The organism is Microbulbifer sp. CnH-101-G (assembly GCF_052466775.1).
The window spans coordinates 277,168-303,582 of the sequence record NZ_CP174292.1 but is presented as its reverse complement, the minus strand read 5'-3'; the positions used below and the strand labels follow the sequence as shown (position 1 = coordinate 303,582).

Sequence of the window (26,415 nt, the reverse complement as noted above, 5' to 3'; positions counted from 1 at the left end):
GGTTAAAAAAATGATAAATGTAGTAAAATCGTCTATCCTGGAGTCAACTAAGAAGTCCTACAGCATCAATTACATTTTGTTTGTTGGCTAGAATATGTGTTTGTTCAAAAAATTCGTCATGCTTGACCAGAATACAAACTATATCTGCTTTATCTAATGATAGATTTATAGGGACTAGATCTACATTAGAATGGTTCAGAGCTTTAGGTAGACATTTTATATTAGGTTCTACAATCTGTACCTGGCACCCAAAACCCACAATGGCGTTTGCTATATTCAGCGCAGGGCTTTCCCTAAGGTCATCAATATTAGGCTTAAAAGAAATCCCCAAGCAAGCAACAGTAATATCACGACTAGTGTATCCAGGGTTTTCCCCTAGTATCCGCTCTATAGAATTATTAACCTGATGCAACACCCACTTGGGCTTATGATCATTTACCTCACGCGCAGCCCTTATCAGTTGTGTCTCCTTAGGGCAGGAATCCACAATAAACCATGGGTCCACCGCAATACAATGACCACCAACCCCAGCTCCAGGCTGAAGAATACTTACCCTTGGATGACGATTTGAAAGGGAAATTAACTCCCAGACATTTATATCTAACTTCTGGCAGATTATTGATAATTCGTTTGCAAAAGCAATATTCACATCCCGAAAACTATTCTCGGTAAGCTTAGTCATTTCAGCCGTTCTTGCCGTGGTTACAAAGCATTCGCCCTCCACAAAAATTTGGTATAACGCCTTTGCCGATTCAGAACATTTTTTTGTCATACCACCAATTACACGATCATTTTCCACTAGCTCTCGAACCACATGTCCTGGTAGCACACGTTCTGGACAGTGGGCTATTCGGATGTCCGAATCCTCCCCATGCGTCTGAGGGAAGGTTAAGTCGGGGCGGGCATCTGCAAGCCATACAGACATTTTCTCTGTAGTTCCCACAGGAGAAGTAGACTCAAGTACTACTAGATCACCAGCTTTTAACACTGGAGCCAAAGCTTTGGAAGCCGCATGAATATAACTAAGGTCTGCCTTATGATGTCTGCTTTCTTCATCCGATATAAAGGGGGTTGGAACAGCAATCATAAATGCATCTGCTGGTTGCGGCTTATTCTTAGCTTGTAAATATCCTTCTGTCACTGCTGCATGTACAATCATATCTAATTCAGGCTCAACAATATGGATATGACCACTATTGATGGTATCCACTGCATACTGGTTTACATCTACACCGATCACTTTCTTGCGTCTTGAAGCGATTACTGCAGCTGTTGGCAACCCAATATAACCCAACCCAATGATTGAAATAGTTTCGAATTTCATAAATAACCCTATATAAATACTTATCATTAACCTGTAAAAATTCTCAAATCTTTTTCTCTCACTCTATGTTTATTTCTGATAATCGACTAATGCTTTCAGAATTCTGTTAGATGCCTCACCATCACCATATGGATTGTGGGAAAAACTCATTTTTTTATATTCTGCACTATCAGTAAGTAGTGTTGTGATTTCCTTAGTAATTGTATCAATCTTGGTTCCGACCAGTTTTACAGTTCCAGCTTCAACAGCTTCAGGACGCTCAGTGGTGTTCCTCATCACAAGTACTGGCTTACCCAATGAAGGAGCTTCTTCTTGAATACCACCAGAATCGGTCAGAATAATATTCGATTTATTCATGAGATAAACAAATGGCAGGTATTCCAAAGGGTCAATTAAGCATATATTCCTAATGTTTTTTAATAACCGATTAACAGGCTCACGCACGTTAGGGTTCAGATGAACCGGATATATTATTTGACAATTAGGATGTGTATTTGCTGTTAATGCTAATGCTTGGCATATACGTTCAAATCCTTCACCAAAGCTTTCTCGCCTATGTCCGGTTACTAAAATTATCTTTCTATTTTCATCAATAAATTTCAGTTTTTCATGTATTTCATTAAAAGCTGATTGATCTGTATCAAGTTTATTTACAATCTGCATTAGTGCGTCAATTACCGTATTACCGGTCACAAATATTTTATCTTTACTAATCCCTTCATTTAGCAAATTTTTCTTCGATGTTTCTGTTGGAGAAAAATGAAGAGCTGCTAGAGATCCAGTGAGTCTTCGATTTGCTTCTTCTGGCCAGGGGGAATATAAATTACCTGTACGTAATCCTGCTTCTACATGCCCGACAGGAATTTGTTGGTAATAAGCAGATAAAGTAGTTGCAAAAGTTGTTGTAGTATCACCATGTACCAGCACAATATCTGGCTTTGCTGCTTCCAATATCTTACGCATACCTTTCAAGATATCTGTACTTATATCTGTCAGATCTTGTCCAGGCCTCATCAGATTTAGATCATAATCAGGACTCAATTCAAATAGATTTAGTACCTGATCTAACATTTCCCTGTGTTGTGCTGTAACACATACCTTCACATTAAATCTAGCATCACTATTAAGCTTCAAAGCCAACGGAGCCATTTTTATGGCTTCAGGTCTTGTCCCAAATACAATAAGTACTTTCATTTACGTATTCCTTTACATAAAGAAAAATTATAAATTCTCATCCATAATTTGATATTCTAGTTCATGACAACGCCGAACATATTTTTCGAGAAGATATTGAGTTTCTTTTAGTTGATTAATCAAGGGGATATTTAATTCAAATTGTGCTTCTTCACTGTTAGGTGAAATCAGCTTTCCTAAATCCAAACCTATATCTTTTTTTAAATTATTTCTAATTTGTTTGACTGACTTGATTTCTCTACCTTCACGTCTGCCAAAACGTAAATAGTGAACGAGAGGATTTTCGTTACTTTGAACTACATCAGGATATTTTTCTAGGTAACTAACACCACAAAATAATGCCGAGGGGCTTCTTCCCATTCGCCAACCATACCGAAGATAATGTTGTTCAGGTGTAAGCTTAATACCTACTACGTCAGAATGCTGAGATCTATACCAGTCAGCATCAAAGAGTGGTGATTCCTTCAGTAACTGAACTTGATACTTCTCATCCATTATATTGATACCAAGAATTATTGATAGAAAATGAGAACTAAATTCGATTAAGGCTTATTAAGCCCATCATAAATTAACCTGGCAAAAGCACATGTCAAAATTATTACAATGAACAATGAAATCACCTTAGATAAAACCTCTTGATAAAGATACAGCAAATGATTTTTCTACAAGACCAACACCCTTTATACTAATCATCTATGACAGCATGTGTTGACATCTATGATTAATCTTGAATTGATTTGGCAGAAAATTTTTTGTTTTTTTATGAAATTACAGTATAGACAACCATATTTTTATAGCATTTTCATTGTGTCATTTAATGCTGTTATTTATTGATTTATCATCTACATTCTAGATACAAATCAAAAGTCCTAGTGCAACGTATATCTCTGATTTTTCTTTGCCGGTGTGTGACTCTTTAGTAGATCAGTTTGAACGCTTAATGTCCAATTAAAAACGTGCCATTTTTTTAATTTGCATTTCATTAATTTTATATATTCGGATTAAGGTTTTCCGAGACAAGCATTGATTTAAAACTTTTTAGTCAAGCTCGGAAAATGAAATATTTAGACTAAAGTTACTAAAAGTAATTTTATATATAGATTTTCACTTCACTTTAGAAAACATCCAGTTAACTCTCTTATATAATATCTTTTATGTAAATAATTTTATTTTTGCTAAGCAATCTAGTCTTTAACGACCAAATGCATAATCTCTCAAAGATTCATCCAGCAGCCTCATCAAATACTCGCCGTAACCACTCTTCATCAAGAGCCAAGCTTGATGCTTAAGTTCATCAGCAGAAATAAATCCCTTACGGAAAGCTACTTCTTCTGGGCATGCAATTTTAAGCCCTTGTCGGCGTTCAATAGTTTGTACAAAATGTGCGGCTGCAAGCAAGTTATCATGAGTGCCGGTATCTAGCCATGCAGACCCGCGCCCCATTAATTCAATATTTAGCTCGCCAAGATCAAGATATATTTTGTTTAGGTCAGTAATTTCTAGCTCCCCACGATAGCTTGGCTTAATTTCTCTTACTAGTTCACAGACTTGATCATCGTATAAGTACAAACCAGTGATTGCATAATTAGATTTAGGTTCTACTGGTTTTTCTTCAACACTGATGACTTTTCCATTTTTGTTTAATTCAGCTACACCATATGCACTGGGGTCAGCAACTCGGTAACCAAATATCGTAGCTCCTTGATATCTTGCATTAGCTCTGTTTAATAGATCACTAAATTGGTGTGCATAGAAAATATTATCACCCAAAATCAAAGCGCTAGGATGATTTTCAATATGACTACGCCCGATAATAAATGCCTCAGCAATTCCTTTCGGGGATGACTGTACTGCGAAATTTAAGTTTAATCCCCACTGCGAGCCATCTCCCATTAACGATTGGAATAGGTACTGATCCTGTGGAGTAGTAATAATCAGAATTTCTCGAATTCCTGCTAACATTAATGTTGTTAGCGGGTAATAAATCATTGGTTTATCGTATACTGGCATCAATTGTTTACACACGCCCTTTGTCAGTGGATACAGTCGCGAGCCAGTTCCACCTGCTAATATAATACCTCTACGCTCAGTATCAGTTGTACTCACAATTCCTCCTATTAGATTTAGGTTTTAGTGAGTTGCTATAAAGATCAGGTATTAATCAACAAACTAAATATCCTTTCAACTATCACAAATATTAATCCTAATAATATTAGATATACAGAAAACCTTATATTGATATCTTTCAAATTTCTAGAAAGAAAGAACCGCCGCTGCTCCAACAGCGATGCGGTACAGAATTTCGGTAACATCTTTTGTGACTTGCAGTTCACTTGAGCGTATCTTAGGCATCACCATAATTTCATCGCCAGGTCGTAGACGATCTCCAAGTCGATTATCAAAATCTTTATCATCTATTCGACTTATTGTGCCATCAAGATGTAAGATGACTAGCTCATCTCGATTAGCATTATTAGCAAAACCACCTGCCAGCTCTATATAGTCATCCAAGGTGAGCTTTTTGTTATACACGAGAGAGGTTGGGAAGATTACTTCTCCCACAACAGATACCGTTGACGACTTCAAGGGTACCACTAATTGATCCCCATCCTCTAATATCATCTCAGTTGCATTAGGATTATTCGCAATTACAACCTGTCCCCTGGGACTTACTTCTCGAGCTTGCTTAATAAATTTTTGTATCATTAAGGCGTTATCTTTTTGTGCATTTTTTTCCATATCAGTATTGGGTTGCCGCGTTAAAACCTCCATCTGTAGCGCATCCAAAGATCTATTAAGTGCTGCACTCTGCTTCTCTGCAACACTTTCACGATAAAGCTGAATAGAATTTCTATCGGCATTTTCACGAAATCGTAACTTATCTAATAAATCTTCCAATGTGGAACCGTAAGGTAAAACGTAGGTTGCGGGACCATCCAGCTCACCAGAAACCTGTATTGAGATAGAATGCACATCATTATCGCGAACCAACTCAACATGGGCTCCAGGATATAGTTGAGTGGTCATTGCCTCATTCAAAGATAAATAAATTGCTTCTTGAACGCCGTCCACGACCTGGGTTATACGAGCAAAATTTGCCTGTGGATCAGGTTTGCTTACAAGCAGCATCTCACCAAGCTGAGTATATGGTCCAATAAATTCCATCTGTGCTGCCTGCTGAACGGCCCCCTCAACAGAAACGGAACCTTTACGAGCGCCGACCACAATCACATCACCACTTCGTAGTTGTAGAGCAGGCATTACACCTTCCACTATAAAATTATATAAGTTAATCCGCTGTATTAACTCGCCATTACGCATCACTTTTATATCCACAAAACTTCCACTCTGTGGATCTATACCATCAGCACTATCCAAATAATAAAGAATTGAATCTGAGCTAAACCCATTATAGAGGCCAGGATTATTCACATAGCCAGTTACAAACACCTTAACTGGCTGGCTGGCCTCAAGATTTGCATATGCTTGCACATTATTCTTAAAGACGCGCTTCACATGACGAAGGACAAAATCATTCAATTCACCATTCTTGATTCCAGCAACATGTACAGGTCCAACTTCTGGAACAAAAATGTTACCTTTTGGATCTACAAGCAAGGTTGCACTAAAACTATAAGCACCCCAAAGCTGTAAATTGATCTGATCACCAATGGTAATTCTATAATCTGGATTAAAACCACTAAATGGCTGATCTTTAAAAGATCCACGAAAAAGAGATTGACCAAACACTGGTATTATTGTTTTATTCGCTTGGACGGTAGAATCAATTTCATCTATCTGTTGAGTCTCCAAAGCAAATGCCTCACTAAAAACCAGTATTCCCAACAGACAAAGATGCACCCCTTTTTTTATTACTTTTATACTATTCATGGTATTAATCACATCTAAAATATTTTAAAATGGAAATTTATTTCTTGAGCAGAGATTTTTGCAATTCAAGGCATAATTCATATCCGATGATCTCGAATACTGGCATTGAGCATTTTTCCAATACCATACAAGAATAATAGTATTATCATTAGACTAATCATATTATAGAGTTTGTGTGGATATTCAGGCTCCTCAGCAAGGGAGGGCTGAGTAACTATCATCAAGTGCTTTAACTTTCCAGAAGCTTCCATACGTGCAGTTTCTAATGCCTTTAGAGAGGCTGCGTAGGCATCTGTTGCAAACTGTAAATCTAATTCTAAATTTTGAAAGTGAGCCCCTAAAGTATTAAGACGTTGCTCTCCTTTCTCATCACCGATACCAACCAATCTGACTTTCTCAAGCTCAATTTGTTTTTCCAGAGCTCCAATTTCTGCTTGCATCGATATTATCTGTGATGAATTCGCATTTAAATAACTTTTTGCTGCTGTAAGTTTTGCTCTCTCTTCAGCCAGGCGGGACTCTAGCCCCTGAATAATACTAGTTATTCCTTTTGTTAATTCCTCTGGGCTAACTACATTATTATTGTTTTGGAAATCAAGAATTTCTTGCTTTGTAAACCGCAGCTTACTCTGTGCAAGTTCAACTTCATTTTCAACAAATGTCACTTGCTTTTCAGCAAGTTGATTGCTTACTGAATTTACAAAGCTCTCAGATTTTGAAGTTATGGTTTTAACGAGTTTATGCGCAAATGATGGATCAAAAGCCTGTATTTCTATTGCGATTATTCCGGTGGTTTCATCGTACCTTACAGATATATGATTTCGGTAATACTCTAAATATTCTTCTTGTGTTGCATCCTTTCCTAATCGAGAAAATATATCGTGGATGTTACTTTGATAGTACTCTGATAACGCTAATTCTTTATCGAGATAAAGAGCCATATCCAAAGATTGGATATAATTCACTACTAAAAAAGCATCTTGGTTATCAATACCCATACCTGGAATTAGAAAGCCCATTGCTGAAGAAGAAACTTGAGAAGAGGCCGTATCTTTTACTATTATTTGTGTATAGCTCACATAGCGTTCAGAAACCCAAAAAATATAATACGCACCAACAAGCAGCAAAGGTAATAAAACAAAAATAAGGAAAGTATAACTTTCTTTGAGAAATATATTTCTAAAAAATATTTTTTTCTTTATTAGCAGAAATATATTTTTTTTAAAAAATTCTCTTAGCTTTGACAGACTAAAACCCAAACCATGTTTAATGGTTTCATCGTAAGCGACGGTATTTTTAACATCTATATTCATAATTCAAATAGTCAGTACGCTTGTTAATTTATTAACATTTATTTATGACTCAGGCACTCCCTTTTGATATAGAGAGATAGCCTTTTCAACTGATTGGCAGATTCTTACCTTTCCTTTCTCGATATATATACCTGCATCACAATTATTCCTTAAAGTTGGCATTGCATGAGCCACTATTATGAAGCTAGATGACTTTCGTTTTTCAGAGATTATCTCTTCACATTTACTTCTAAAGTGCACATCACCTACAGACATCACTTCATCTACCAAATACACATCAAAATCTACTGCGATACTGAGACCAAAAGCCAGACGTGAGCGCATCCCTGAAGAATAATTCTTAATTGGAGCATCAAAGTAGTTACCAATTTCAGAAAATTCTCTAACCAAATCCATCACCTTATTCTTCTTATTACCCCAAATACCATGAATTCCACAAATAAATGCTACATTTTCTCTTCCAGTCATACTTCCTTGAAAACCACCTGAAAGAGCCATAGGCCAGGATATTCTTTGATCTGTTATTACTCGACCTGAGTCTGGGTAATCAATACCACCAATTATTCTTAATAGTGTGGACTTACCAGCACCATTTCGACCCAGAATTCCTATATTTTTTCCTTCAGGAAAAATAACATTGACATTTTCAAAAAGGATATTTCGTTCACTGTGTGAGCGAAATGATTTGGTTATATTTTCAAGCTTTATCATTGGCTTCGAATCAAATCACGCCAATGAGCACGATATATCAATAACCCCAGCGTAAGTGTGCCTATTGAAGTAAATATATAGTATTTAAAATTTGAAAACTTCCCCTCATAATTCGCATAAAGTCCTTCTCGAGTTAACTCAATTACATGCACCAAAGGATTCCAGATTAAATATGGATGATATTCAACTGGTATCTGCTCTAACGAGAAAAAAACTCCTGAGACAAAATATAAAGGCCGGACAATTAATGGTAGTATTTTTGATGATTCTGGATAACGTTCACCAGCAACACACAATGCTAAGCTCAAGCCAAAACAGAAAAAAAAGAACAGAATATTAACTTCTACAAGTAGTAGAAAATCACCGAATTCAACTCTGATTCCAAACCATGCTAGAAGTACCAGTAGTGTAATCATACACAATATGTAGATAGAAAACTCTAACAATACACGGCTGAGCACAGCATCAAAAGGACGTAATTGACGATAGTTGAATAGTCCTCTATTTGAAGCCACAGCAGCAATTCCTTTATAAAAGCAATGACTGAAAAATAAGAATGGGGCGATACCACCAAGCATAAATAGTGTTGTTGGAATACCTGGGTAAAAGTCCCTCTTAAGAAAATTGAAGATTGCAGCCAGCATCATAATATGTAGAGCTGGCTCAAGGAGTGCCCATGCATACCCTAAGCGCCATTTACCAAAGCGAGTTTTCATCTCACGTACAAGCAAGGCGTAAATTACATCTCTTTGTATTTGCCAAATAGTTCTTGTAGGTGAAGGTCTCATAGTAGGAGTTTATTGATTATAAATGGTAAAAAAATCTTGTTATTGAGAACAATGCTAAACTTACATTTATTTATAGCTAATCTTCCTGAAAATACCACCTTAAAACTAAATTGACGCACTATTCCTCTGTAAAATTTTATTTCAATCGCACTGTGTCGCGAAAATCATCCATGAGACCAGCATCGGCACAAGGAAGCTAGACCATATCCTAACACAAGTGCTATTTATGGATTTTATTACACTCACTTAACCAGTCTTAATCTGTACCTTCATCTTATATAGGGAGGGTCATCATTAAGATCTCATTTGATTTGCATCTAGGATGTTGGCACTGAAAATATCTTTTGACTAATTATATAATATTTAAGCTCATGTAAACTGAAATGCACACTTTCATCAATTTGGTAAGTTGAACGATTGAAACTATGCAAATACATCCATTTCTTATTGAATTTTAAATTCTAATACGCAAATTTATTTAGAATCCGTCCCACTACAATTAAGATATTCAAGTTTTTATTTCTTTCTAAAGATATATTTAGGAGGTTTAATACCATAGAACTTAGAAATGACGATTTCGGATAAAAAGCGCCATTAATAAAGGATAGCTCAGCCGGTAGAGTCGACACCTCCCCCGAGCAAGAAAAACCCCGGTGAGATTCTATTAACAGGAACTTAAGAAAAGATACTAGATTAACAGTCCGATAAAAAGTCGCACACTCCCAGAGATCAGAAGATACAGCTCTTGACGATCTATATGAAGCTACATCTCGATACCGGTTTACAAGGATATCCCATAGGGAAAATACATAACCTTGCGGATCTGTGGCGCTGGCAATAGTAAACTTGAGATAAAGTGATTTATATCGTCTGGTAACAAATAGACACCCTAACTTTGAAAGAGTTAAGCCCTACAGACAGTCAACCATTTAGACAGACATACGGGTTTATCGCTCCATCACGAGATGATTTACCCTCTGATTTATTGAGATCAAATAAATGGTGGAGGCTTATACAAGTATCTTAGGATTGCACCTAAACCCTGTCGCAAGCGGTACGCTAAGAATAATCGACAAGGAAAGATCAAAAACAAAGTGTGCTAAATGATCTACCAGCCGTACTAGACAGCATGAATAGGATTGGCGACAAGGAAGGTAATACCGTTATAGACTAGGGGCGAGGCGGAGCTTTGTTGACTATGGTCGAACGTAAGACGTTTTTTGCGGTTATTGTTCAATTCACAAGTAAAAGATCATACTTGTGGGATGAAGCAGTAATTAGTCATATGATGAGCTTCATAGAGGAACTCAACACAAGCACCTTCAACAATCGTCTTTAATTCTTTGGTCATGAAAGGATTGTAAAGGGTTTATATGCCGATATTTATTTTGCTCCCATTTCCATTCTGGGAAAGTGGGAGCAACGAAAACACTAACAGCCTTATTCAATAGTATTTACAAAGAAAAAGGGCTTTAAAGAAGTAATAAGTTATACCGCAAAAGAATAATTTTCGTGTACGATCTCTGCGGTATCATTCTCATGCCAAAGAAAAATCCTCATGCACCAAAGTTAGATTGGGATTATAAGCAGGATCTGAATCTAATTGTTCACCCCACCGGCTACGCATATATTCCGCTTCTCTTTGCGCACGACGACGCTTAGAAACAGTATTGTCGGCACCCCGAGATACGGACTCATGATGGTAAAGCTCAGCATATGGTGTCCACAGATTTCGATAACCCGCTTCACGTACTTTTAGGCATAGATCTACATCGTTGAAAGCTACAGCCAAGTTCTCCTCGTCCAGGCCGCCTACTTGTTCAAATACTTCTTTACGTAATAAAAGACAAGCAGCTGTTACTGCAGAAAGATTCTGCACTAAATGCAGACGTGAAAAATAGCCGTATTCATTCCGACTAAAATACTTGTGAGAATGTCCCGCGACTCCACCAATTCCAAGGATCACACCAGCGTGCTGGACAGTGTCATTAGGATAATAGAGCTTAGCTCCTACACAGCCAATTTCGGGTCTCAGTGCATGGCTCACCATCTCAGTCAACCATAGAACGTTAATCGGCTCAATATCATTATTAATTAGTCCGATAACTTCTCCATTTGCTAACCGTACACCATAGTTATTAATAGCAGAGTAGTTGAATGGATGATCCCAATTATGTACAGAAACTCGGGGATCGGAACTACATATTTTCTCAAGAAAATTTAATGTATCTTTACAACGACTCTGATTATCTAAAATCAAAATTTCAAAGTTTGAATAGTTTGTTTTAGAAAGAATTGACTCCACACATGGTTTAAGAATTTCAATTCCATCTCGTGTAGGTATCAATAGGCTTACTAATGGTGGTTTCTGTGGAATAGCCCAGCGTACCCGGTAACTATTTGGAGCTATACCCAACTCTGCCGATGCTTGAAGACCCTCTCTTTCCAGATAGTCGTTAACAGCTTTTAAACCCGCTGTAGCAGCGTAATCTTTGGCGCTACTCTCATGTGCTGTTGAACCGCTAATAGCTCGCCAGTGATAGAGTATTTCCGGGATATGTACCACATTGCTGTGGTCCAAGTATGGCATACAACGTATCAATAGATCATGATCCTGGCTGCCCTCAACCCCTAACCGATAACCTCCAACTCGATTTACTAAAGACGTTTTAATAACCGTTAGATGACATATATAATTCTGAGATAGAAGTAGATCTGGATTCCAACCTGGCTTGAGGTGGGGGTCAAAACGTTCACCTTGCTCATCAATTTTGTCTTCATCACTATAAAATAACAATGCCTTCGGATTTTTCGAAATGGCTTCTACTATCCTCTGTAAAGCATGGGGTGCAAGAACGTCATCATGATCTAAAAATGCAGTATAATCTCCTTCTACCAACGAAAAGGCACTATTGCTTGCCGCAGATATATGACCATTGTTTTTTCTGTATTCAACTTTAATTCTATTATCTTTTAGTTGATATTTTTCTAGGCAAGCTTTTACCTTCGTTTTTTGAGAAGCATCATCGGCAATGCATAGTTGCCATTTACCATAACCTTGCCTAATTACGGATTCAATACATTCTTTCAGAAGATCAATATTTGAGTTAAAGGTTGGAAGAATAATTGAAATTAGAGGTTTTTCACTAATGTTGATTATGTCAATTGCATTGGCAAGTGAAGCCAGTTTTTTAGTCTCTACTTTATCGATCCATTCTGTATAATCATAACTCTGTCGTTTCTTAGTGAAAGTTTCAGCGTAGTACTGTAAAGCCAACTCTTTCCAGGTGTTATTTGCCTCTCGAGCCTCCTTGCGAATATGTTGTAGCACTCTAGCTTTCTCCAAATTTCTAAACTTGAAGTGCATATTAGATAGACGCTGTGCTAAGCGATCATAGGCAAACTGGGGCAGCAGCATTACTAATCGAAAATGTCGTACAGAGAATTGTCCTGCTGACTCCATAGGGTCAAAGCGCAGTTTTTTAGCCTCGGAAGATAGATATATAAGACGCTTTGTAATCTTGCCTGTCTTAATTGGAATAAAAACACTTTCCGACTCATTGAAACCACAACCGAAGTCTAAGTAAATTTTCGCGTCCACGAAGGGCTGGTCATGCTGGAGATTGATCTCTACCATATACCAGCCAGAACGGATTCCACTCCCTTTTATCAAAAACTGTGGATCTTTCCCCTTTGAACACCAGTCAAAACTCTTCTCGCTACAATTGATACTCTCAATCGCTGCCCTAGGGCTAAGTCTACGGGCTAAATCAATATGAAAAATAGTCTTTAAAAATTCAAACACCAGAGATTAACACCATTATTTTACTATGCGTTTTAAAACGCTATTTATATACAATCAAAAATTCCCGATTTGAAATTCTTACATTGATACTCTTGCGTATATGGCTGCCAATGTTTTCTAGAGCCATATTTTAGTGTTTTTTTTGAAAACTTATCTTTGCCTCAGCTATCATCCATCAATATATAGCCTCAACCTCACTTTTTTTGCGTCACACCTTATCCGGAGTGAAAGAAAAAGCATAGTGAGGGCGACTTGAAAGACTATTCGCAGAATAGCTTAATACTCACAAATAACATTTTTTAAATACTCCCGTAAATTTTATAATAGATGAATTTACAGTGTTCCATCAAATATTGAAGAAATCTGCTCTCATTTTCTGAACGCCACACTAATAGTGTGATACCCAATATATGTATCGGGAAGATTTCAGTTATAACTATTCTTAATTATTACCTACTGATCAACAGCTTAGGAAGAGGTAGAGTATAATTCCAAGATCACTTCTCAATTAGCAGCCCTTAAATTTAATTCTTACTTTCTCATACAAATACACTTGGGTCCGAAACCCAACACTACTTTTCCAGCACGGTAACCTGAATGTACGAGATCACACTAATTTCCGGCTGAAAAGACTTACTATTCTTAAACTTCAATAATTTTAAGTGATTCAAGCAAAACCAATAGCAGCCAGATTATAGAGTACTCTTGTAGATCTTCGTTACTTTGATCATACCCGGTCTTGCCATTGTCTGGGTTTCGATTGATTCGTTAATATTTTTTCGAAAGATACATGAATAACACACTTAAAAGTCCAGATAATTCTTTTTTATGGCATTACAATCTATATAGAAATTTCAAAACTAACCACTTCATGGTTTCCGGCCAAACTCTAACCATGCTCATTTTTAATAACACCATCGATACCTAGGTTCGCTTAAACAGTTACAACCACTAGAAAAATTTTAGGAGAATTAAAACAAAAAACACATTAGGCTTTTTTGGCATTCATATAATCATGCAATTCATTAATCGTCATCCAACGATCAAGATCATCAAACTGTATGGGTCGACTATTCAGTGGGTGAACATCATCTCTAACACGAACATTGATGATGTCTGCAGGAACTATCCCATAGGGCTTTAGGTCTAACTCGTAACCACATTTACCAGTAGGGTGTATACCAGGATTTTTGAGATGCTCCCGATAAATGTTTGCTTCGGCTGAAGCCACATTTTTTCCATTCACCTCTACCTCCACGACAACAGGGTTAAGATGGTGCAAACCACGGGCCCATCCTCTAAGTAATCCTGTCTTTAGCAGATCCATATTTACTCCGCCACGAGACTTGGTAATACGTGTTTTATCTAAGTAATCTATTGGGTCGGGAGAAATGAACTGCAATGCCTTATTGTATTGATCATTAGTTGGATTTAGGCCAGTAAAAATTATTAATTCTTTTACGAAATCCTCCTTGTGACGTATTAACTTGTCGGATGAAACCATCATTGTAGGACATTTTGTTTTCTCTAGAAAGTCCAACATTAGAGAATAATCATCTAAAGCATTCCGTAAACCATGCTTAATATCCTGCTTCATGGAAATCGAGTTTCGATTAGCTACTGAGAACAAGTCACGAAATACAAAAATAAATTGAGGGTTTCGTAATTTCGATTCAACCATTTTTGCTTGATTTAAAATTGACGGCCGCTTCCAACCCCAAACATTATAGGTAGCATTATATTCTCTTACTACATCCACTAACTGCTCTTCACCACGCCCTTCGAAAGCGAGACTTAATCTGAGGTCCTCATAGACTGGCGCATGACACCTATCTCCCATATGAAGCCCAAGCGCATGCAAGGCCCCTGCTACAATTGACGTCCCTCCACGTGCTACTCCAATCACCACGACGGTCCTATTCACATCTTCTGTAGGGGGATTAAGAACTATAACCCCTTTGTTAACCAGCGAATTAAAACTCATAATAAATCTAAATAACCTCTTGTAGATCTATTTAAAATAAACTCTAAATACATTTTATTTAACTTGTCAAGCAATTTGCATGTATCTTAATGCTGTTTCATCTACATATCCAGCTATAGACCAGTTTTTATAATTTTCGCCTCAAAATAGGTAATCCAATAAAAAGGCGGAATTCATCTACTGGATAAGACAAAGGTATAAGTAAAATTAATGACCGATGCTTTATACAATCGATTTTTCTAAATAGGGTATTTCTATCTTTTTAACTGCTCAATGCAGAATATATTCTCAATTCTTTTTTGTTAATTTTCTTTTCAAAATTACAATTTTTACTTGTCATTAGTGGCATCTATCAAGACTTGATTAAGAGCAAGTCTTTTACGAATATCTACTCTCAAAGTTTTACAAAATCGCACTCCATTTGATTCTACCCTACGATATAAAGTTACAGACATCTGTGACATACTATCCTCTTGTTTTTTCTTTTTCTTTATAAAATCTTTCACTGATCGCTTCTCACGAGAAGTAAAGTGTCAAGACAATTTCCAGTATCGTCTAAACTTTTACTCTTGCTTTAGCATACTTAAGACAATATATCCAGGCATTGTGATTATTGCTGCCCTTTTAGCTATTTCCACCTCCGTTGTAGAGTAACCCCAAACTGATATTCTTTTTTTATTTAATTTGTCTGTCAATATCGAAATTCAAATAGCCCTACTCTCAAACAACTGAATATGTTATCTCATATTTTTAGGCACCTGCTATCACTGTGTTTTACCTGAACCCTTTGATTCTACCAACATATTAGAAACTGCCTTTCACCTTCCCAGTTAATGCTCAATCGTTATAGTATTAACTCATGTTCTCAGATACAAAAATTTGATAAGAAAGTCAAAACAAGCAAAATAGAGCTAAAAAGACAGTTTTTCTTTAATAAAGATATAAAGTTTAAATAGTGAATTTCAACTTAATTATTTGAGATTAATTTGTTTTCTATGAAATTTCTAAGTTCCTGTAGACGCTGGAGAACCGAAGGGTGATCTCTATCAACAAACTCCTTTTCAAAACAAGATTCTCCAATCAGGTCAAGCTCATCTAGACCAAATTCAGACAGTTCTTTCACCTGTGCTGCACAATTTCTAGAAACCCCTCTTCTTATTGAATCCGGCAGTAAAGTATAATGATCTATCTTTTCCTGCTTATTGAAAAGATAATTTACTATGGAAGAGTGGTCAGACTCTTTAATATCGGGATACATAGAGTTAATCATTGACAAAACAACAGTATTCAAAGAGTTGAGACCGACATTGCTATGCAAGCTTGTATCTTTCCCTTCAACCTTCAGCAGTTTTAAAAAGTGCTCAACCACATTGCCAACCTTTTCAAAACTATATACCTGAATAGAATCAGAAGAAAAAACAGAACTCCATCTTTTAAGAGTTTTTAGATAATTTATTCGTTCATAAAAATTAAATTCTACAAAAAAATCTTGAATGGTTCCTGAGTATCTAACCGAATAGGATCTCACATTTTGCTGGTAATCAGACTGAATATATCTGAAAAAATTTCTAAAGTAGACTACAATCTGATAACTATGAGCTGGCACCCACTTCTTTAATGTCGATATCCCCGCCCCCCCTAGAAATTCAAAGTCCTCAGAGCTTAATACCATTTTTTCAAAGGTAAAACTCTCTATGATCTTATCTAGATAGGCTCGAGTATCTAACGTTGCATCCCGATAAGGATGATCAACTCCGAGTTGCCAAGCAATTGGGTGATGACCATTCCATTTTGTTATATCCATTATTGGATAGAAAATCCCTTTATCCCTCAGTGTAACGTGATTATTGTAAAGTACATCCTGTATACTCGTGGAGCCAGTCTTATGTGTACCTATATGAATTATGGCTTGATTAATCATTTACAACCTCCTGAGTTATAACCAAAATCGGCTAGGAGAATATCTTAGCCAATTATCAAAATTGGTAACTGTTGACCAATCATTTGGGACTTGCCTAACTTCCGCTGAGAAAACCTGGTCATTTTCATTGATACCCAGCTCCTTTAACTGTTGAGCCAAGGTGGCTGCCTGTTGGTCCCCACGCCATTTCATGGCTAAATAATAGGCGCCTGAAAGCATCTTAATAGTTCGGCCTTTTTCAATTTGCTCATTTTTTGGAATAAATCTTGGAGTTACATCATGAAAGAATTTTGCTTTGGGGCATACTTTTAAATCAAAACCTGCAGCTTTTACTCTCCAAGAAAGATCTACGTCTTCACAATACATATGAATATTAGAGTCAAATCCACCAACTTCGCTCCAAATTTCCCTAGAAATAGCAAAAGCCGCTCCTGAAACCCAATACGTATCTAGTGTAATAGGATCATGCCACTTAGGATGATCGACAGGAGCAGTTGGCGCCTCTATCAAAGCTCGTCCATTGTTGTAAGAATTAAAATTAATTATTGCTTCCAAAAAACCGGGCAATACGTATCCATCGGGATTGAGTCCTATATATATATCATGACTTGGAAAGCAACTTCGCATTAGCGCATTATGCCCTCTACCAAAACCAATGTTTCCTTCCGGGGAGGAAATTAAATTAGTGTGTCCCAAGATTTTCTCATAAACTTCTTCATTTTCACTATCATTGACATAATATTTAACAACAACATCTAGATTTGCACTTCGGGCAACCTCTTTATCCATTGCAGTTTTAAACCGCAATATTTCTTCTGCACTGTTTTTATACAGGACAACACCTACAAAGCATTTTTCTAAACCATTTTGATAGGAATCCGAAAAGCAAGGTAATGAAGAATCTGCATATTTACTTTCGCTTTTCGGGCTAGCAAGTGTTTTATTTTTAGCGCAGTAGGACAAAAAACTATAGGTGGAAAATTCTTGATTTTTAGATATTCCTTCTAATGCGCTTTTTTTAAAAATTTCGGAAATCAAACCTGCGGATTCAAGTCGCCCTTCAGAAACTCCCCATTCAAGCAAATGACATAAAGGGTCAACTTTGGCTTCAACTAAATCTGGAAAAGTTTTTAAATACTCGCTCATAGAAAAAATCGGTGTGGTTTCCAAACATAATAAGCTTGAAGCCCGACTCTCCATCATTCGCAAATATGCTATGATTGGCAGTTCATCTTGACAATCATACTTTTCTTTAAAAAAAGCATTATCAAAGAGCGGATTTGGAGAAATATCCAGCTCCTTCAACATTTCATGAAGACTTGAATATTGACTTAGTATTTGTAGATCAAAATCATGGTCATCAAGCCCATCCATATCTTGCGAATTTTTAATACGATACTGCTCACAAATAAACTTAATATCAACCAGCGGTGATGGTGTTCTCCCCTCATGAAAGCCATATTTTAAATAGTGTACAGCTGGTGGACCAGCATAACCCTCTACATCCGGATACCTGTTTAAATAAAATTGACCGCAAAAAAGACCTGAAGTTGTTATTCGCCAAAGTTCATTATCTAAACAATAGTCTTCACAAGAAATTTCTTTTAACTTTTCACCGTCGGAGTGCTTAATTTTTTTTACATAATCAGGATCGAATAAACGACTATTGAGTAGTTTCTGAGCGATTTTATTCATACTATCACCTGATAAAAAATTAAAAATCTGACGCATAGAATTTCACTTCAATCTTCGATCTCTGAGATAGGAGTTTTTCTCTATTGAGCTTCCATATTTTATGCTTTTCCTCACCATCCACTCCGTCTGTTTCAGTTGGAGTAGAATTACTCCCGTCATTTCTCATAACATAACATCCAATTTTTACCCCTAGCTGACTAAAATCACAGGGTTTATTGCCTGCAATGCGCAGAAGAAATTCATAGTCTTCTAGCCTAGTCATGTCATTTTGAAAATAGAGCTCATTCTTATCTATTCGGGATGTATCAATGATATATGAATGAATTGGACAAAAATTTTCTCTGAGAAGATCTAATTTATTCGCACCTTGGAACGGTAGCGACATTTCATAGATAAATTCATAATCTTTGAGTGCAATTACATTCGCCATCTCAACTGTTGCGAATGCAATTGAAGCATTAGATGCAATCAATGATTCAATAAGAGTACTATATGCGTGACTATACATATAATCATCATAATCCAGAAATGCCAGGTAACGATTTCTAGATTGGATGTGAACTTGCATGCCGGCAGTCATTAGCTCTGACCTCGCATCATGCTTCAAACCATCATTAAAATTAATCACCCTGGGTTCTAAGTGTTCAGAAAAAAACCAATTCTCTGAGATCATTTCTTTAACTAAAGTTTCATTTTTTTTTGAAAATCTTTGCAGAACAATTATTGGTTGCACAGGAATATTTGATTGTGAGTGGAGCGACTGTATTGCTCTTTCCAACAGATGAAGGAATTTAATATCATGAAACCTTATTACTGTACTTACAGACATCTTAAATTTCTCCAAATAATATTAAACAGTATTGGCTATCATTTCATTTGTCTTTATAAAAAATGATTCCACCATGAAGCTCCCTCTAAATACCATTTAATCGTTTTTTCAATACCACTCTCAAAATTTTCTATTGGTTTATATCCCAGCTCTTGATTTGACTTGGTTGGATCAATAGCATATCGACGATCATGCCCTGCTCTATCTGCTACAAAAGTTATTAGATTTTCTGAGCTGTTCTTAATTGCATTTAAAGCAAGGGGAAACCTTTTAGATAGCTCCGAGCTACTTGCAAACTCTTTATTCATTAGATCGCAGATTAATCTAACGATATCGATATTTGCCCACTCGTTAATACCGCCAATATTGTAACATTCGCCCAAACGCCCTTTTTTGATTATCAAATCAATTCCTCGCGCATGATCCTCTACATAAAGCCAATCGCGAATTTGCTGCCCATCACCGTAAACCGGTAACGGCTTATCCTGTAGGATATTAGTGATTACCAGTGGGATCAGCTTTTCTGGAAAGTGATATGGACCATAGTTATTGGAGCAATTACTAGTCGTAACATTCAGTCCATAAGTGTGGTGATAAGCTCGAACCAAATGATCCGAAGCGGCCTTGCTGGCCGAATAAGGACTATTCGGAGAGTAGGGAGTGGTCTCGCTAAAGGCGGGATCCTCAGGGCTCAGGGTTCCATAAACTTCGTCTGTGGAAACATGATGAAAACGATGGTTATCTTTATTGATCCCTTCATCCAACCAGATTTTTTTTGCCGCCTTTAGCAGGCTATGAGTACCGATAATGTTTGTTTCAATAAAAGCATCAGGGCCACTGATAGACCTGTCTACATGACTTTCTGCTGCGAAGTGTACCAGCGTGTCTATTCTATGCTCTTTGAGTAGGGTTTCTACCAGAGACGTGTCGCAAATATTTCCCTGACAAAAAAAGAAGTTGGCGTTTTTCGCTACTGGGTCCAAGTTAGCTTTATTACCGGCGTAAGTTAAAGCATCAAGAACTACTATTTTATCTTTGGGGTGATTCTTCATCCAGTAGTGGACAAAGTTTGAACCTATAAAACCAGCGCCACCGGTTACCAGTAAGTTACTCATTTTTTTCTGCCATTACTTTTTGTATTGTTGGAAACTAAGGATATACTTTTGTAAAGGTATATCCTTAGGTCCTCAGTGCTTTCAAATTTATTTTCGGTCTGAATGTTTTGTCGATACCTATTCGACAGATCTTTTAGATGCACTCTAACACTTGGAATAATTGTGGTGGCCTTTTTTTAAGAACCAGTTTTTTCTTGTAAGACTCGGCGTAATACCCGGCGCCAGTGCTGTGATTCAAGATTCAAATCCACTATCAACCTTGACTTATCCAAAACACTATATGCCGGCCTAGCCGCAGGAGTAGGATAGTCGGCGGTGCTTATTGGCCTTATTTTTATATTTTTCTCTTCCTCCAACAGACCGAGCGCCTTAGCCTCTTCATAAATGGCCACGGCAAAATCATACCAGCTGGCAGTGCCAGCATCCGTACAGTGGTAAATACCACTCGTTTCAGTCTTGCTAATTATCGTGTAAATAGTCTCAGCCAATGTTTGAGTACTTGTAGGAGACCCTATCTGATCTGCAACAATGCTCAGTTCGTCTCGCTCACTCATAAGGCGAAGCATAGTATTGGTAAAATTGGCTCCATGGGCGCTATAAACCCAGGCAGTGCGCAGAATAACCGCTTGGGGTAATATACTTTGCACGGCTGCTTCACCAGCAGCCTTGCTTTCTCCATATACCCCTAATGGCCGGACCGCATCTTGCGGTTGATAAGGTGTAGAACTCTGGCCATCAAATACAAAATCTGTGGAGATATGAATCAAACGTATTCCCATCTCCCGGCAGGCTTTAGCCAAATTTTCCGGGCCTGTGGCATTAACAGCGTAGGCCTGCTCTTTCTCTGATTCCGCCTTGTCCACCGCGGTATAGGCAGCCGCATTAATAATTGCGTCGGGCTTGTAGTGAGTCATTGTCTGCATGACCTGACCCGCACTCGTGATATCCAGATCATTTCTGTCTAGTGCTATCAGCTCTATACCAGCCGGAATACGTTTTTGCAGCTCTTGTGCCAGCTGGCCATCTTTACCAGTTACTAAAATTTTCATTGACTTATTCACATTGAATTAGGAGGCACCAGCTAGTGTTTTGACATCTCTTATTGAAACTACAAGCTTGCTTAACTGATTCACAAGCTTTTCATGCCAGGGAAAGTTTCTGAGCTGAGTCATGTGATCTAGGATTTCCTACTGCAGATACCTAAGGAAAAGTAATAGCTTCTTTTAGGCTTTTTCCTTCGGTATCTTTGGCGGAAAGTAGAGGTGCTTTCTCATTTACCAAAGGCCATTCAATGGCAAGTTCTGGATCATCCCAACGAATAGAATGCTCATACTCAGGCGCATAGTAATCAGTGCACTTATAGACGAACTCCGCTTCGGCACTGGTAACGTAGAAACCGTGAGCAAAGCCTTCAGGAACCCAAAGTTGTCGCTTATTTTCTGCTGAGAGTGTAACGCCTACCCATTGACCAAAAGTTGGGGAGCTTTTTCTTAAATCTACCGCCACATCAAAAACTTCGCCTTTCGTTACGCGTACCAACTTGCCTTGAGTTTGCTGAGTTTGGTAGTGCAACCCACGAAGAATTCCCTGAGTAGACTTACTATGGTTATCTTGGACAAAGATCCTTTCTGCACATTCCCAGTTAAATAAATCCTGCCGATAGGATTCGAAAAAGAAACCACGCTCGTCACCAAAAACTTTTGGTTCCAGGATTTTCACGTCGGGGATAGCGGTTTCTATTACTTTCATACTGCTTCTTTTCTTAGTTCTTCAAAAAGTGAAACGAGTGGTTTTCTATTCATTCAAAGAGCAGCGGCCAAACGCTGCTGAGTGAAAGGAGGTGCTTCCCCAGATTCCAACAACAAATTCATTAGGTATTCGCCATAGCCGCTCTTTAACAGCGGTTGAGCTTGCTTTTCCAACTGTTCAGCACAGATAAAGCCCTTGCGGTAAGCCACTTCTTCCGGGCAGGCAATTTTCAGCCCCTGGCGACGCTCCATAGTCTGAACAAAATGTGCAGCCTCAAGCAGGTTGTCATGGGTTCCGGTATCCAGCCAAGCGCTGCCACGGCCCAATAATTCAACATTCAATTGATCTCGCTCAAGGTAGATATTGTTGATGTCGGTAATCTCCAACTCACCGCGGGGGCTTGGTTGAACTTCTCTTGCCAAATCACAGACTTGCTTATCATAGAAATACAAGCCAGTTACCGCGTAGTTAGATCTTGGTTGAGCTGGTTTCTCTTCTAAGCTAACGGCTTTGCCTTCCCTATCAAACTCTACAACGCCATAAGCCCTTGCGTCGGCAACGCGATAGCCAAAGACTGTCGCTCCCTCTTCATGCGAATCTGCACGCTGTAATATCTGACTAAAGTGCTGGGTATAAAAAATATTATCGCCCAATACCAGGGCGCTCTTATTGTTACCTACGTGCTCACGACCAATGATAAAAGCTTGTGCGAGACCATCTGGGCTCGGCTGTATCGCATAGCTGATGTTAACCCCCCATTGAGAGCCATCTTCCAGTAAGCGCTGGTAAAGATACTGCTCTTCTGGTGTGGTGATGATCAGTATGTCCCGGATACCCGCCAGCATGAGTGTTGTTAGCGGGTAGTAAATCATTGGTTTGTCGTATACCCCCATCAACTGCTTGCTAACCCCCTTGGTAAGGGGGTATAGACGTGTACCGGAACCACCCGCCAGAATAATTCCTTTTCTGGTTGAACTTCCCTTTGTAATCATCTTTTTCTCCTTGGGGCTCAATGAGTCGCCAACTATTTCCAGCATCTCCAAAACTTTTATATTCAAAGATCTGGAGAATATGTATTACCCGGTATCCTTAGAAAGACAGTACTGCCGCTGTGCCTACAGCAATACGGTAAAGAATTTCTGTGACATCTTTAGTCACCTGCAACTCACTAGAACGTACCTCTGGCATCACCATAATTTCATCACCAGGGCGCAGAGTATCTTTCAGACGATTATCGAACTTGCTCTCTTTAACCCGACTGATGGTGCCATCTAAATGCAGAATTACTAATTCATCTTGATTGGCGCTATTGGAGAAACCGCCAGCCATTTCAATGTAGTCTTCCAATGTATGGCGTTCATTAAATACCAGTGAAGTTGGAAATATCACTTCACCCACCACTGAAACCGTAGAGTTCCTAAGTGGTACCACTAACCTATCACCATCCTCCAGCAACATATCTCCGGCCTTGGGGTTATTAGCCAGTACCACCTGTCCTCGGGGTTGCGCCTTTCGAGCCTCAGCAATGAACTTTTGAATCATGGCGGCGTTTTCCGACTGGGCACCTTTTTCCAGCTCAGTGTTTGGCTGGCGGGTAAGTACTTCCATCTGCAAAGCATCTAGGGAGCGCTCTAGTGCGGCGCGCTGCTTCTTGGCCACGCTTTTGCGGTATAACTGCACTGCAGACTGATCAGCATTACCGCGAAACTCAAGCTGTGACAGTAGATCTTTAAGCGTAGCGCCGTAGGGGAGTACATAGCTTGCGGGTCCATCCAGCTCACCGCTCACACTTACGGATATGGATTTGATATCGTTATCCCGGACTAATTCGACGCTAGCTCCTGGGTATAACGCGGTATTTAGGGCTTCTGCCAATGGCAGATAGCTGGCTTGCTGCTGATCATCAATTACCTGAGTAATACGGGCAAAGTTGGCCTGGGGGTCTGGCTTGGCTACCAGTAGCATTTCCCCTAACTGAGTGTAAGGGCCGGTAAATTCTATCTGCGCAGCCTGTTGCACCGCGCCCTCGATTGAAACGGCTCCATTACGCGCTCCAACGACAATGGCATCACCATTGCGTAGCTGCAATGCGGGCATGCTGCCATCGGTAAGAAAATTATATAGATTGACCCTTTGCAGTAGCTGATCACCACGCATTACTTTCACATCTATAAAGCTTCCACTTTTGTGATCTATACCGCCTGCACTATCGAGGTAATAGAGAATAGAGTCAGAAGAAAAGCCATTAAATAGCCCTGGATTTTTGACATAACCTGTTACAAATACTTTGACCGGTTGGCTGGCCTCCAGGTTAGCGTAGGCTCGCACATTTTTCTTGAATACACCTTTTACATGGCGTAATACAAAGTCATTGAGTTCGCCGTTTTTCACGCCGGCCACATGCACAGGCCCCACTTCGGGTACAAAAATATTACCCTGTGGGTCCACCGCAAGAGTTGCACTAAAGCTATAGGCACCCCACAGTTGCAAGTTAATTTGATCACCGACGGTTATGCGATAATCTGGGTTGAAGCCACTAAACGGCTGATCCTTGAAGGCCCCCTGAAACAGAGACTGACCAAAGATCGGCGCACTTGGCTGAGGAAGCCCAGTAGAATCATTCTTTTCCAATAGCTGAGTTTCCAGAGCTTGAGCATTCGGCAGCGCAACACCAGCCAATAAACCAAGTAATACCCCAAGGGTTTTAAGTTTTCTCACGATCATTTTTTCGATCTTTTCGTTTGAGTCTCTATTTTTAATATCCAGACTTTGCCTTGCATTATCTGGGTAACTAGCGCTTTTAGGCAGCCACTTACCTCCTTGCTCACCAGTCTTACACTCGCAAGCAAGAAAAGGATTAAATCCTGTGGTCGCGAATACTGGATATCAACATTTTCACAATGCCATAGATCAATAGCAAAATAATGGCTAAGCTGGTTAGGTTATAAAGCTTACGCGGGTATTCTGCTTTCTCCGCTAAAGAAGGCTGGCTCACAACCATCAAGTGTTTAAGTCTGCCTGAGGCTTCCATTCGGGCAGTTTCTAATGCTTTTAGTGATGCTGCGTAGGCATCGGTGGCAAACTGAAGGTTCAATTCTAAATTCTGGAAATGCGCACTCAGGCTGTTAAGACGCTGCTCTCCCTGTGCATCTGAAACACCAACCAAGCGTTCCTTTTCTGCGGCTATCTGCTCTTCCAGCGCGCTGATTTCAGCCTGCATTGAGACAACCTGAGAAGAGTCGGGATTTAGATAGGTTTTGGCCGCCGTCAGTTTGGCGCGCAGCTCGGCAAGCTTGGCTTCGAGCCCCTGAATAATTCCGCTGATCCCCTTTGTTAGCTCTTCTGGGCTTACAACTTTGTTACGGTTTTGGAAATCGAGAATTTCCTGCTTAGAGGCTCTCAGTTTACTTTGAGCCAACTCCAGCTCACTGCGCACAAAAGCCACCTGCTTGTCGGCTAGCTGATTGCTGATTGCATTGACAAAATCTTCAGATTTCTGGGTAACAGTCTCAACCAGACTGCGCGCGAACTCAGGCTCAAAAGCCTGCATCTCTATTGTGATAATACCCGTCGACTCATCGTGACCAATGGCGATATGCTCACGATAGTATTCCAGGTAGTCCTCCTGGGTAGCATTGGAGTCAAGGCGAGAGAAGATGTCGTAGCGATCGCTCTTGTAGTAGCTACTCAACTGTAATGTTTTATCCAGATATACAGCCATATCCAAAGACTGAATATAGTTAACCACTAGGAAGGCATCTTGATTGTCTGCTCCTACACCTGGCAAAAGGAAGCCAAGGGAAGAGGACATTCCTTGATTGGAGCCATTATCTTTCACAATCAGCTGAGTGCTACTCACATAACGATCCGAAACGAATAAAAGGTAATAGGCGGATACCAGGAGCAGAGGTAAGCCAACACACAGTAGTAATCCACGCCAAGCGTGAATACCCGAATGGCCAGGCCCCGATGGTGGTTCATTCGCAGCAAGGCCTGCAAACATACCTTTTACAACCTCAGCCGTTTTCTTTAGCGCTCCACTATCGGGCTTAGCTTTTTGCTCTGAGACTGGTTGCGTATTTGTTTCCATTTTCAC

Annotated in this window: 20 protein-coding genes; all 20 read right to left on the bottom strand. The window is 39.0% G+C overall.

From position 1 onward, the window contains the following. Nucleotides 1-43: 43 nt before the first annotated feature. Nucleotides 44-1,324: a UDP-N-acetyl-D-mannosamine dehydrogenase gene (gene wecC, locus ACJJID_RS01620; RefSeq protein ID WP_444921200.1), complete on the bottom strand. Its 1,281-nt coding sequence runs from the start codon at nucleotides 1,322-1,324 to the stop codon at nucleotides 44-46. A 69-nt stretch (nucleotides 1,325-1,393) separates the two neighbouring features. Beyond that, nucleotides 1,394-2,518 carry a non-hydrolyzing UDP-N-acetylglucosamine 2-epimerase gene (gene wecB / locus ACJJID_RS01615; RefSeq protein WP_444921199.1) on the bottom strand — a complete coding sequence of 375 codons (1,125 nt, stop codon included), beginning with the start codon at nucleotides 2,516-2,518 and terminating at the stop codon, nucleotides 1,394-1,396. 27 nt (nucleotides 2,519-2,545) lie between these two features. After that, nucleotides 2,546-3,013: a hypothetical protein gene (locus ACJJID_RS01610; RefSeq protein WP_444921198.1), complete on the bottom strand. Its 468-nt coding sequence runs from the start codon at nucleotides 3,011-3,013 to the stop codon at nucleotides 2,546-2,548. Between the two features lie 696 nt (nucleotides 3,014-3,709). Continuing rightward, nucleotides 3,710-4,624 (bottom strand): glucose-1-phosphate thymidylyltransferase RfbA, encoded by a 915-nt coding sequence (gene rfbA / locus ACJJID_RS01605; RefSeq protein WP_444921197.1) that lies wholly within the window; start codon nucleotides 4,622-4,624, stop codon nucleotides 3,710-3,712. Between the two features lie 147 nt (nucleotides 4,625-4,771). Next, a complete protein-coding gene (locus ACJJID_RS01600; RefSeq protein ID WP_444921196.1) occupies nucleotides 4,772-6,409 on the bottom strand; it encodes an SLBB domain-containing protein in 1,638 nt (545 codons plus the stop codon). 77 nt (nucleotides 6,410-6,486) lie between these two features. Next, nucleotides 6,487-7,722, bottom strand: coding sequence for a hypothetical protein (locus ACJJID_RS01595; protein WP_444921195.1), 1,236 nt, complete (start codon nucleotides 7,720-7,722; stop codon nucleotides 6,487-6,489). Nucleotides 7,723-7,764: 42 nt separating this feature from the next. After that, nucleotides 7,765-8,433: an ABC transporter ATP-binding protein gene (locus ACJJID_RS01590; RefSeq protein WP_444921194.1), complete on the bottom strand. Its 669-nt coding sequence runs from the start codon at nucleotides 8,431-8,433 to the stop codon at nucleotides 7,765-7,767. Continuing rightward, nucleotides 8,430-9,221, bottom strand: a complete 792-nt coding sequence (locus ACJJID_RS01585; protein ID WP_444921193.1) for an ABC transporter permease — start codon at nucleotides 9,219-9,221, stop codon at nucleotides 8,430-8,432. Before ACJJID_RS01585 ends, ACJJID_RS01590 begins: the two co-directional genes overlap by 4 nt. Nucleotides 9,222-10,758: 1,537 nt before the next feature. Beyond that, nucleotides 10,759-13,026 (bottom strand): glycosyltransferase family 2 protein, encoded by a 2,268-nt coding sequence (locus tag ACJJID_RS01580; protein WP_444921192.1) that lies wholly within the window; start codon nucleotides 13,024-13,026, stop codon nucleotides 10,759-10,761. 988 nt (nucleotides 13,027-14,014) lie between these two features. Then, nucleotides 14,015-15,010 carry a hypothetical protein gene (locus ACJJID_RS01575; RefSeq protein WP_444921191.1) on the bottom strand — a complete coding sequence of 332 codons (996 nt, stop codon included), beginning with the start codon at nucleotides 15,008-15,010 and terminating at the stop codon, nucleotides 14,015-14,017. Nucleotides 15,011-15,339: 329 nt separating this feature from the next. Further along, the gene (locus ACJJID_RS01570; RefSeq protein ID WP_444921190.1) at nucleotides 15,340-15,516 is read right to left on the bottom strand and encodes a hypothetical protein; all 177 of its coding nucleotides are present in this window, start codon (nucleotides 15,514-15,516) and stop codon (nucleotides 15,340-15,342) included. Nucleotides 15,517-15,977: 461 nt separating this feature from the next. Then, entirely contained in the window at nucleotides 15,978-16,931 is a 954-nt protein-coding gene (locus tag ACJJID_RS01565; protein WP_444921189.1) for a hypothetical protein, read from the bottom strand. Between the two features lie 15 nt (nucleotides 16,932-16,946). Continuing rightward, a complete protein-coding gene (locus ACJJID_RS01560; protein ID WP_444921188.1) occupies nucleotides 16,947-18,626 on the bottom strand; it encodes a hypothetical protein in 1,680 nt (559 codons plus the stop codon). Nucleotides 18,627-18,645: 19 nt separating this feature from the next. Continuing rightward, nucleotides 18,646-19,455 carry a hypothetical protein gene (locus tag ACJJID_RS01555; RefSeq protein WP_444921187.1) on the bottom strand — a complete coding sequence of 270 codons (810 nt, stop codon included), beginning with the start codon at nucleotides 19,453-19,455 and terminating at the stop codon, nucleotides 18,646-18,648. Between the two features lie 53 nt (nucleotides 19,456-19,508). Continuing rightward, nucleotides 19,509-20,570 (bottom strand): dTDP-glucose 4,6-dehydratase, encoded by a 1,062-nt coding sequence (gene rfbB, locus ACJJID_RS01550; protein ID WP_444921186.1) that lies wholly within the window; start codon nucleotides 20,568-20,570, stop codon nucleotides 19,509-19,511. Nucleotides 20,571-20,746: 176 nt separating this feature from the next. Then, nucleotides 20,747-21,631: a dTDP-4-dehydrorhamnose reductase gene (gene rfbD, locus ACJJID_RS01545; RefSeq protein WP_444921185.1), complete on the bottom strand. Its 885-nt coding sequence runs from the start codon at nucleotides 21,629-21,631 to the stop codon at nucleotides 20,747-20,749. A gap of 139 nt (nucleotides 21,632-21,770) precedes the next feature. Beyond that, nucleotides 21,771-22,319 carry a dTDP-4-dehydrorhamnose 3,5-epimerase gene (gene rfbC / locus ACJJID_RS01540; protein ID WP_444921184.1) on the bottom strand — a complete coding sequence of 183 codons (549 nt, stop codon included), beginning with the start codon at nucleotides 22,317-22,319 and terminating at the stop codon, nucleotides 21,771-21,773. Between the two features lie 53 nt (nucleotides 22,320-22,372). After that, nucleotides 22,373-23,311: a glucose-1-phosphate thymidylyltransferase RfbA gene (gene rfbA / locus ACJJID_RS01535; RefSeq protein ID WP_444921183.1), complete on the bottom strand. Its 939-nt coding sequence runs from the start codon at nucleotides 23,309-23,311 to the stop codon at nucleotides 22,373-22,375. A 97-nt stretch (nucleotides 23,312-23,408) separates the two neighbouring features. Beyond that, nucleotides 23,409-25,043, bottom strand: coding sequence for a polysaccharide biosynthesis/export family protein (locus ACJJID_RS01530; protein WP_444921182.1), 1,635 nt, complete (start codon nucleotides 25,041-25,043; stop codon nucleotides 23,409-23,411). A gap of 133 nt (nucleotides 25,044-25,176) precedes the next feature. Further along, on the bottom strand, nucleotides 25,177-26,409 hold the full coding sequence (locus ACJJID_RS01525) for a hypothetical protein (RefSeq protein WP_444921181.1): 1,233 nt from the start codon (nucleotides 26,407-26,409) through the stop codon (nucleotides 25,177-25,179). Nucleotides 26,410-26,415: the final 6 nt, after the last annotated feature.

Excerpts from the sequence above, each read along its gene's own strand:
- ACJJID_RS01600 (WP_444921196.1), bottom strand. The coding sequence starts at position 6,409 with ATGAATAGTATAAAAGTAATAAAAAAAGGGGTGCATCTTTGTCTGTTG.
- rfbB (WP_444921186.1), bottom strand. The coding sequence starts at position 20,570 with ATGAGTAACTTACTGGTAACCGGTGGCGCTGGTTTTATAGGTTCAAAC.
- rfbC (WP_444921184.1), bottom strand. The coding sequence starts at position 22,319 with ATGAAAGTAATAGAAACCGCTATCCCCGACGTGAAAATCCTGGAACCA.
- ACJJID_RS01610 (WP_444921198.1), bottom strand. The coding sequence starts at position 3,013 with ATGGATGAGAAGTATCAAGTTCAGTTACTGAAGGAATCACCACTCTTT.
- wecC (WP_444921200.1), bottom strand. The coding sequence starts at position 1,324 with ATGAAATTCGAAACTATTTCAATCATTGGGTTGGGTTATATTGGGTTG.
- ACJJID_RS01525 (WP_444921181.1), bottom strand. The coding sequence starts at position 26,409 with ATGGAAACAAATACGCAACCAGTCTCAGAGCAAAAAGCTAAGCCCGAT.
- ACJJID_RS01530 (WP_444921182.1), bottom strand. The coding sequence starts at position 25,043 with ATGATCGTGAGAAAACTTAAAACCCTTGGGGTATTACTTGGTTTATTG.
- wecB (WP_444921199.1), bottom strand. The coding sequence starts at position 2,518 with ATGAAAGTACTTATTGTATTTGGGACAAGACCTGAAGCCATAAAAATG.
- rfbA (WP_444921183.1), bottom strand. The coding sequence starts at position 23,311 with ATGATTACAAAGGGAAGTTCAACCAGAAAAGGAATTATTCTGGCGGGT.
- ACJJID_RS01555 (WP_444921187.1), bottom strand. The coding sequence starts at position 19,455 with ATGTCTGTAAGTACAGTAATAAGGTTTCATGATATTAAATTCCTTCAT.
- ACJJID_RS01565 (WP_444921189.1), bottom strand. The coding sequence starts at position 16,931 with ATGATTAATCAAGCCATAATTCATATAGGTACACATAAGACTGGCTCC.
- ACJJID_RS01585 (WP_444921193.1), bottom strand. The coding sequence starts at position 9,221 with ATGAGACCTTCACCTACAAGAACTATTTGGCAAATACAAAGAGATGTA.
- ACJJID_RS01575 (WP_444921191.1), bottom strand. The coding sequence starts at position 15,010 with ATGAGTTTTAATTCGCTGGTTAACAAAGGGGTTATAGTTCTTAATCCC.
- ACJJID_RS01560 (WP_444921188.1), bottom strand. The coding sequence starts at position 18,626 with ATGAATAAAATCGCTCAGAAACTACTCAATAGTCGTTTATTCGATCCT.
- ACJJID_RS01590 (WP_444921194.1), bottom strand. The coding sequence starts at position 8,433 with ATGATAAAGCTTGAAAATATAACCAAATCATTTCGCTCACACAGTGAA.
- ACJJID_RS01595 (WP_444921195.1), bottom strand. The coding sequence starts at position 7,722 with ATGAATATAGATGTTAAAAATACCGTCGCTTACGATGAAACCATTAAA.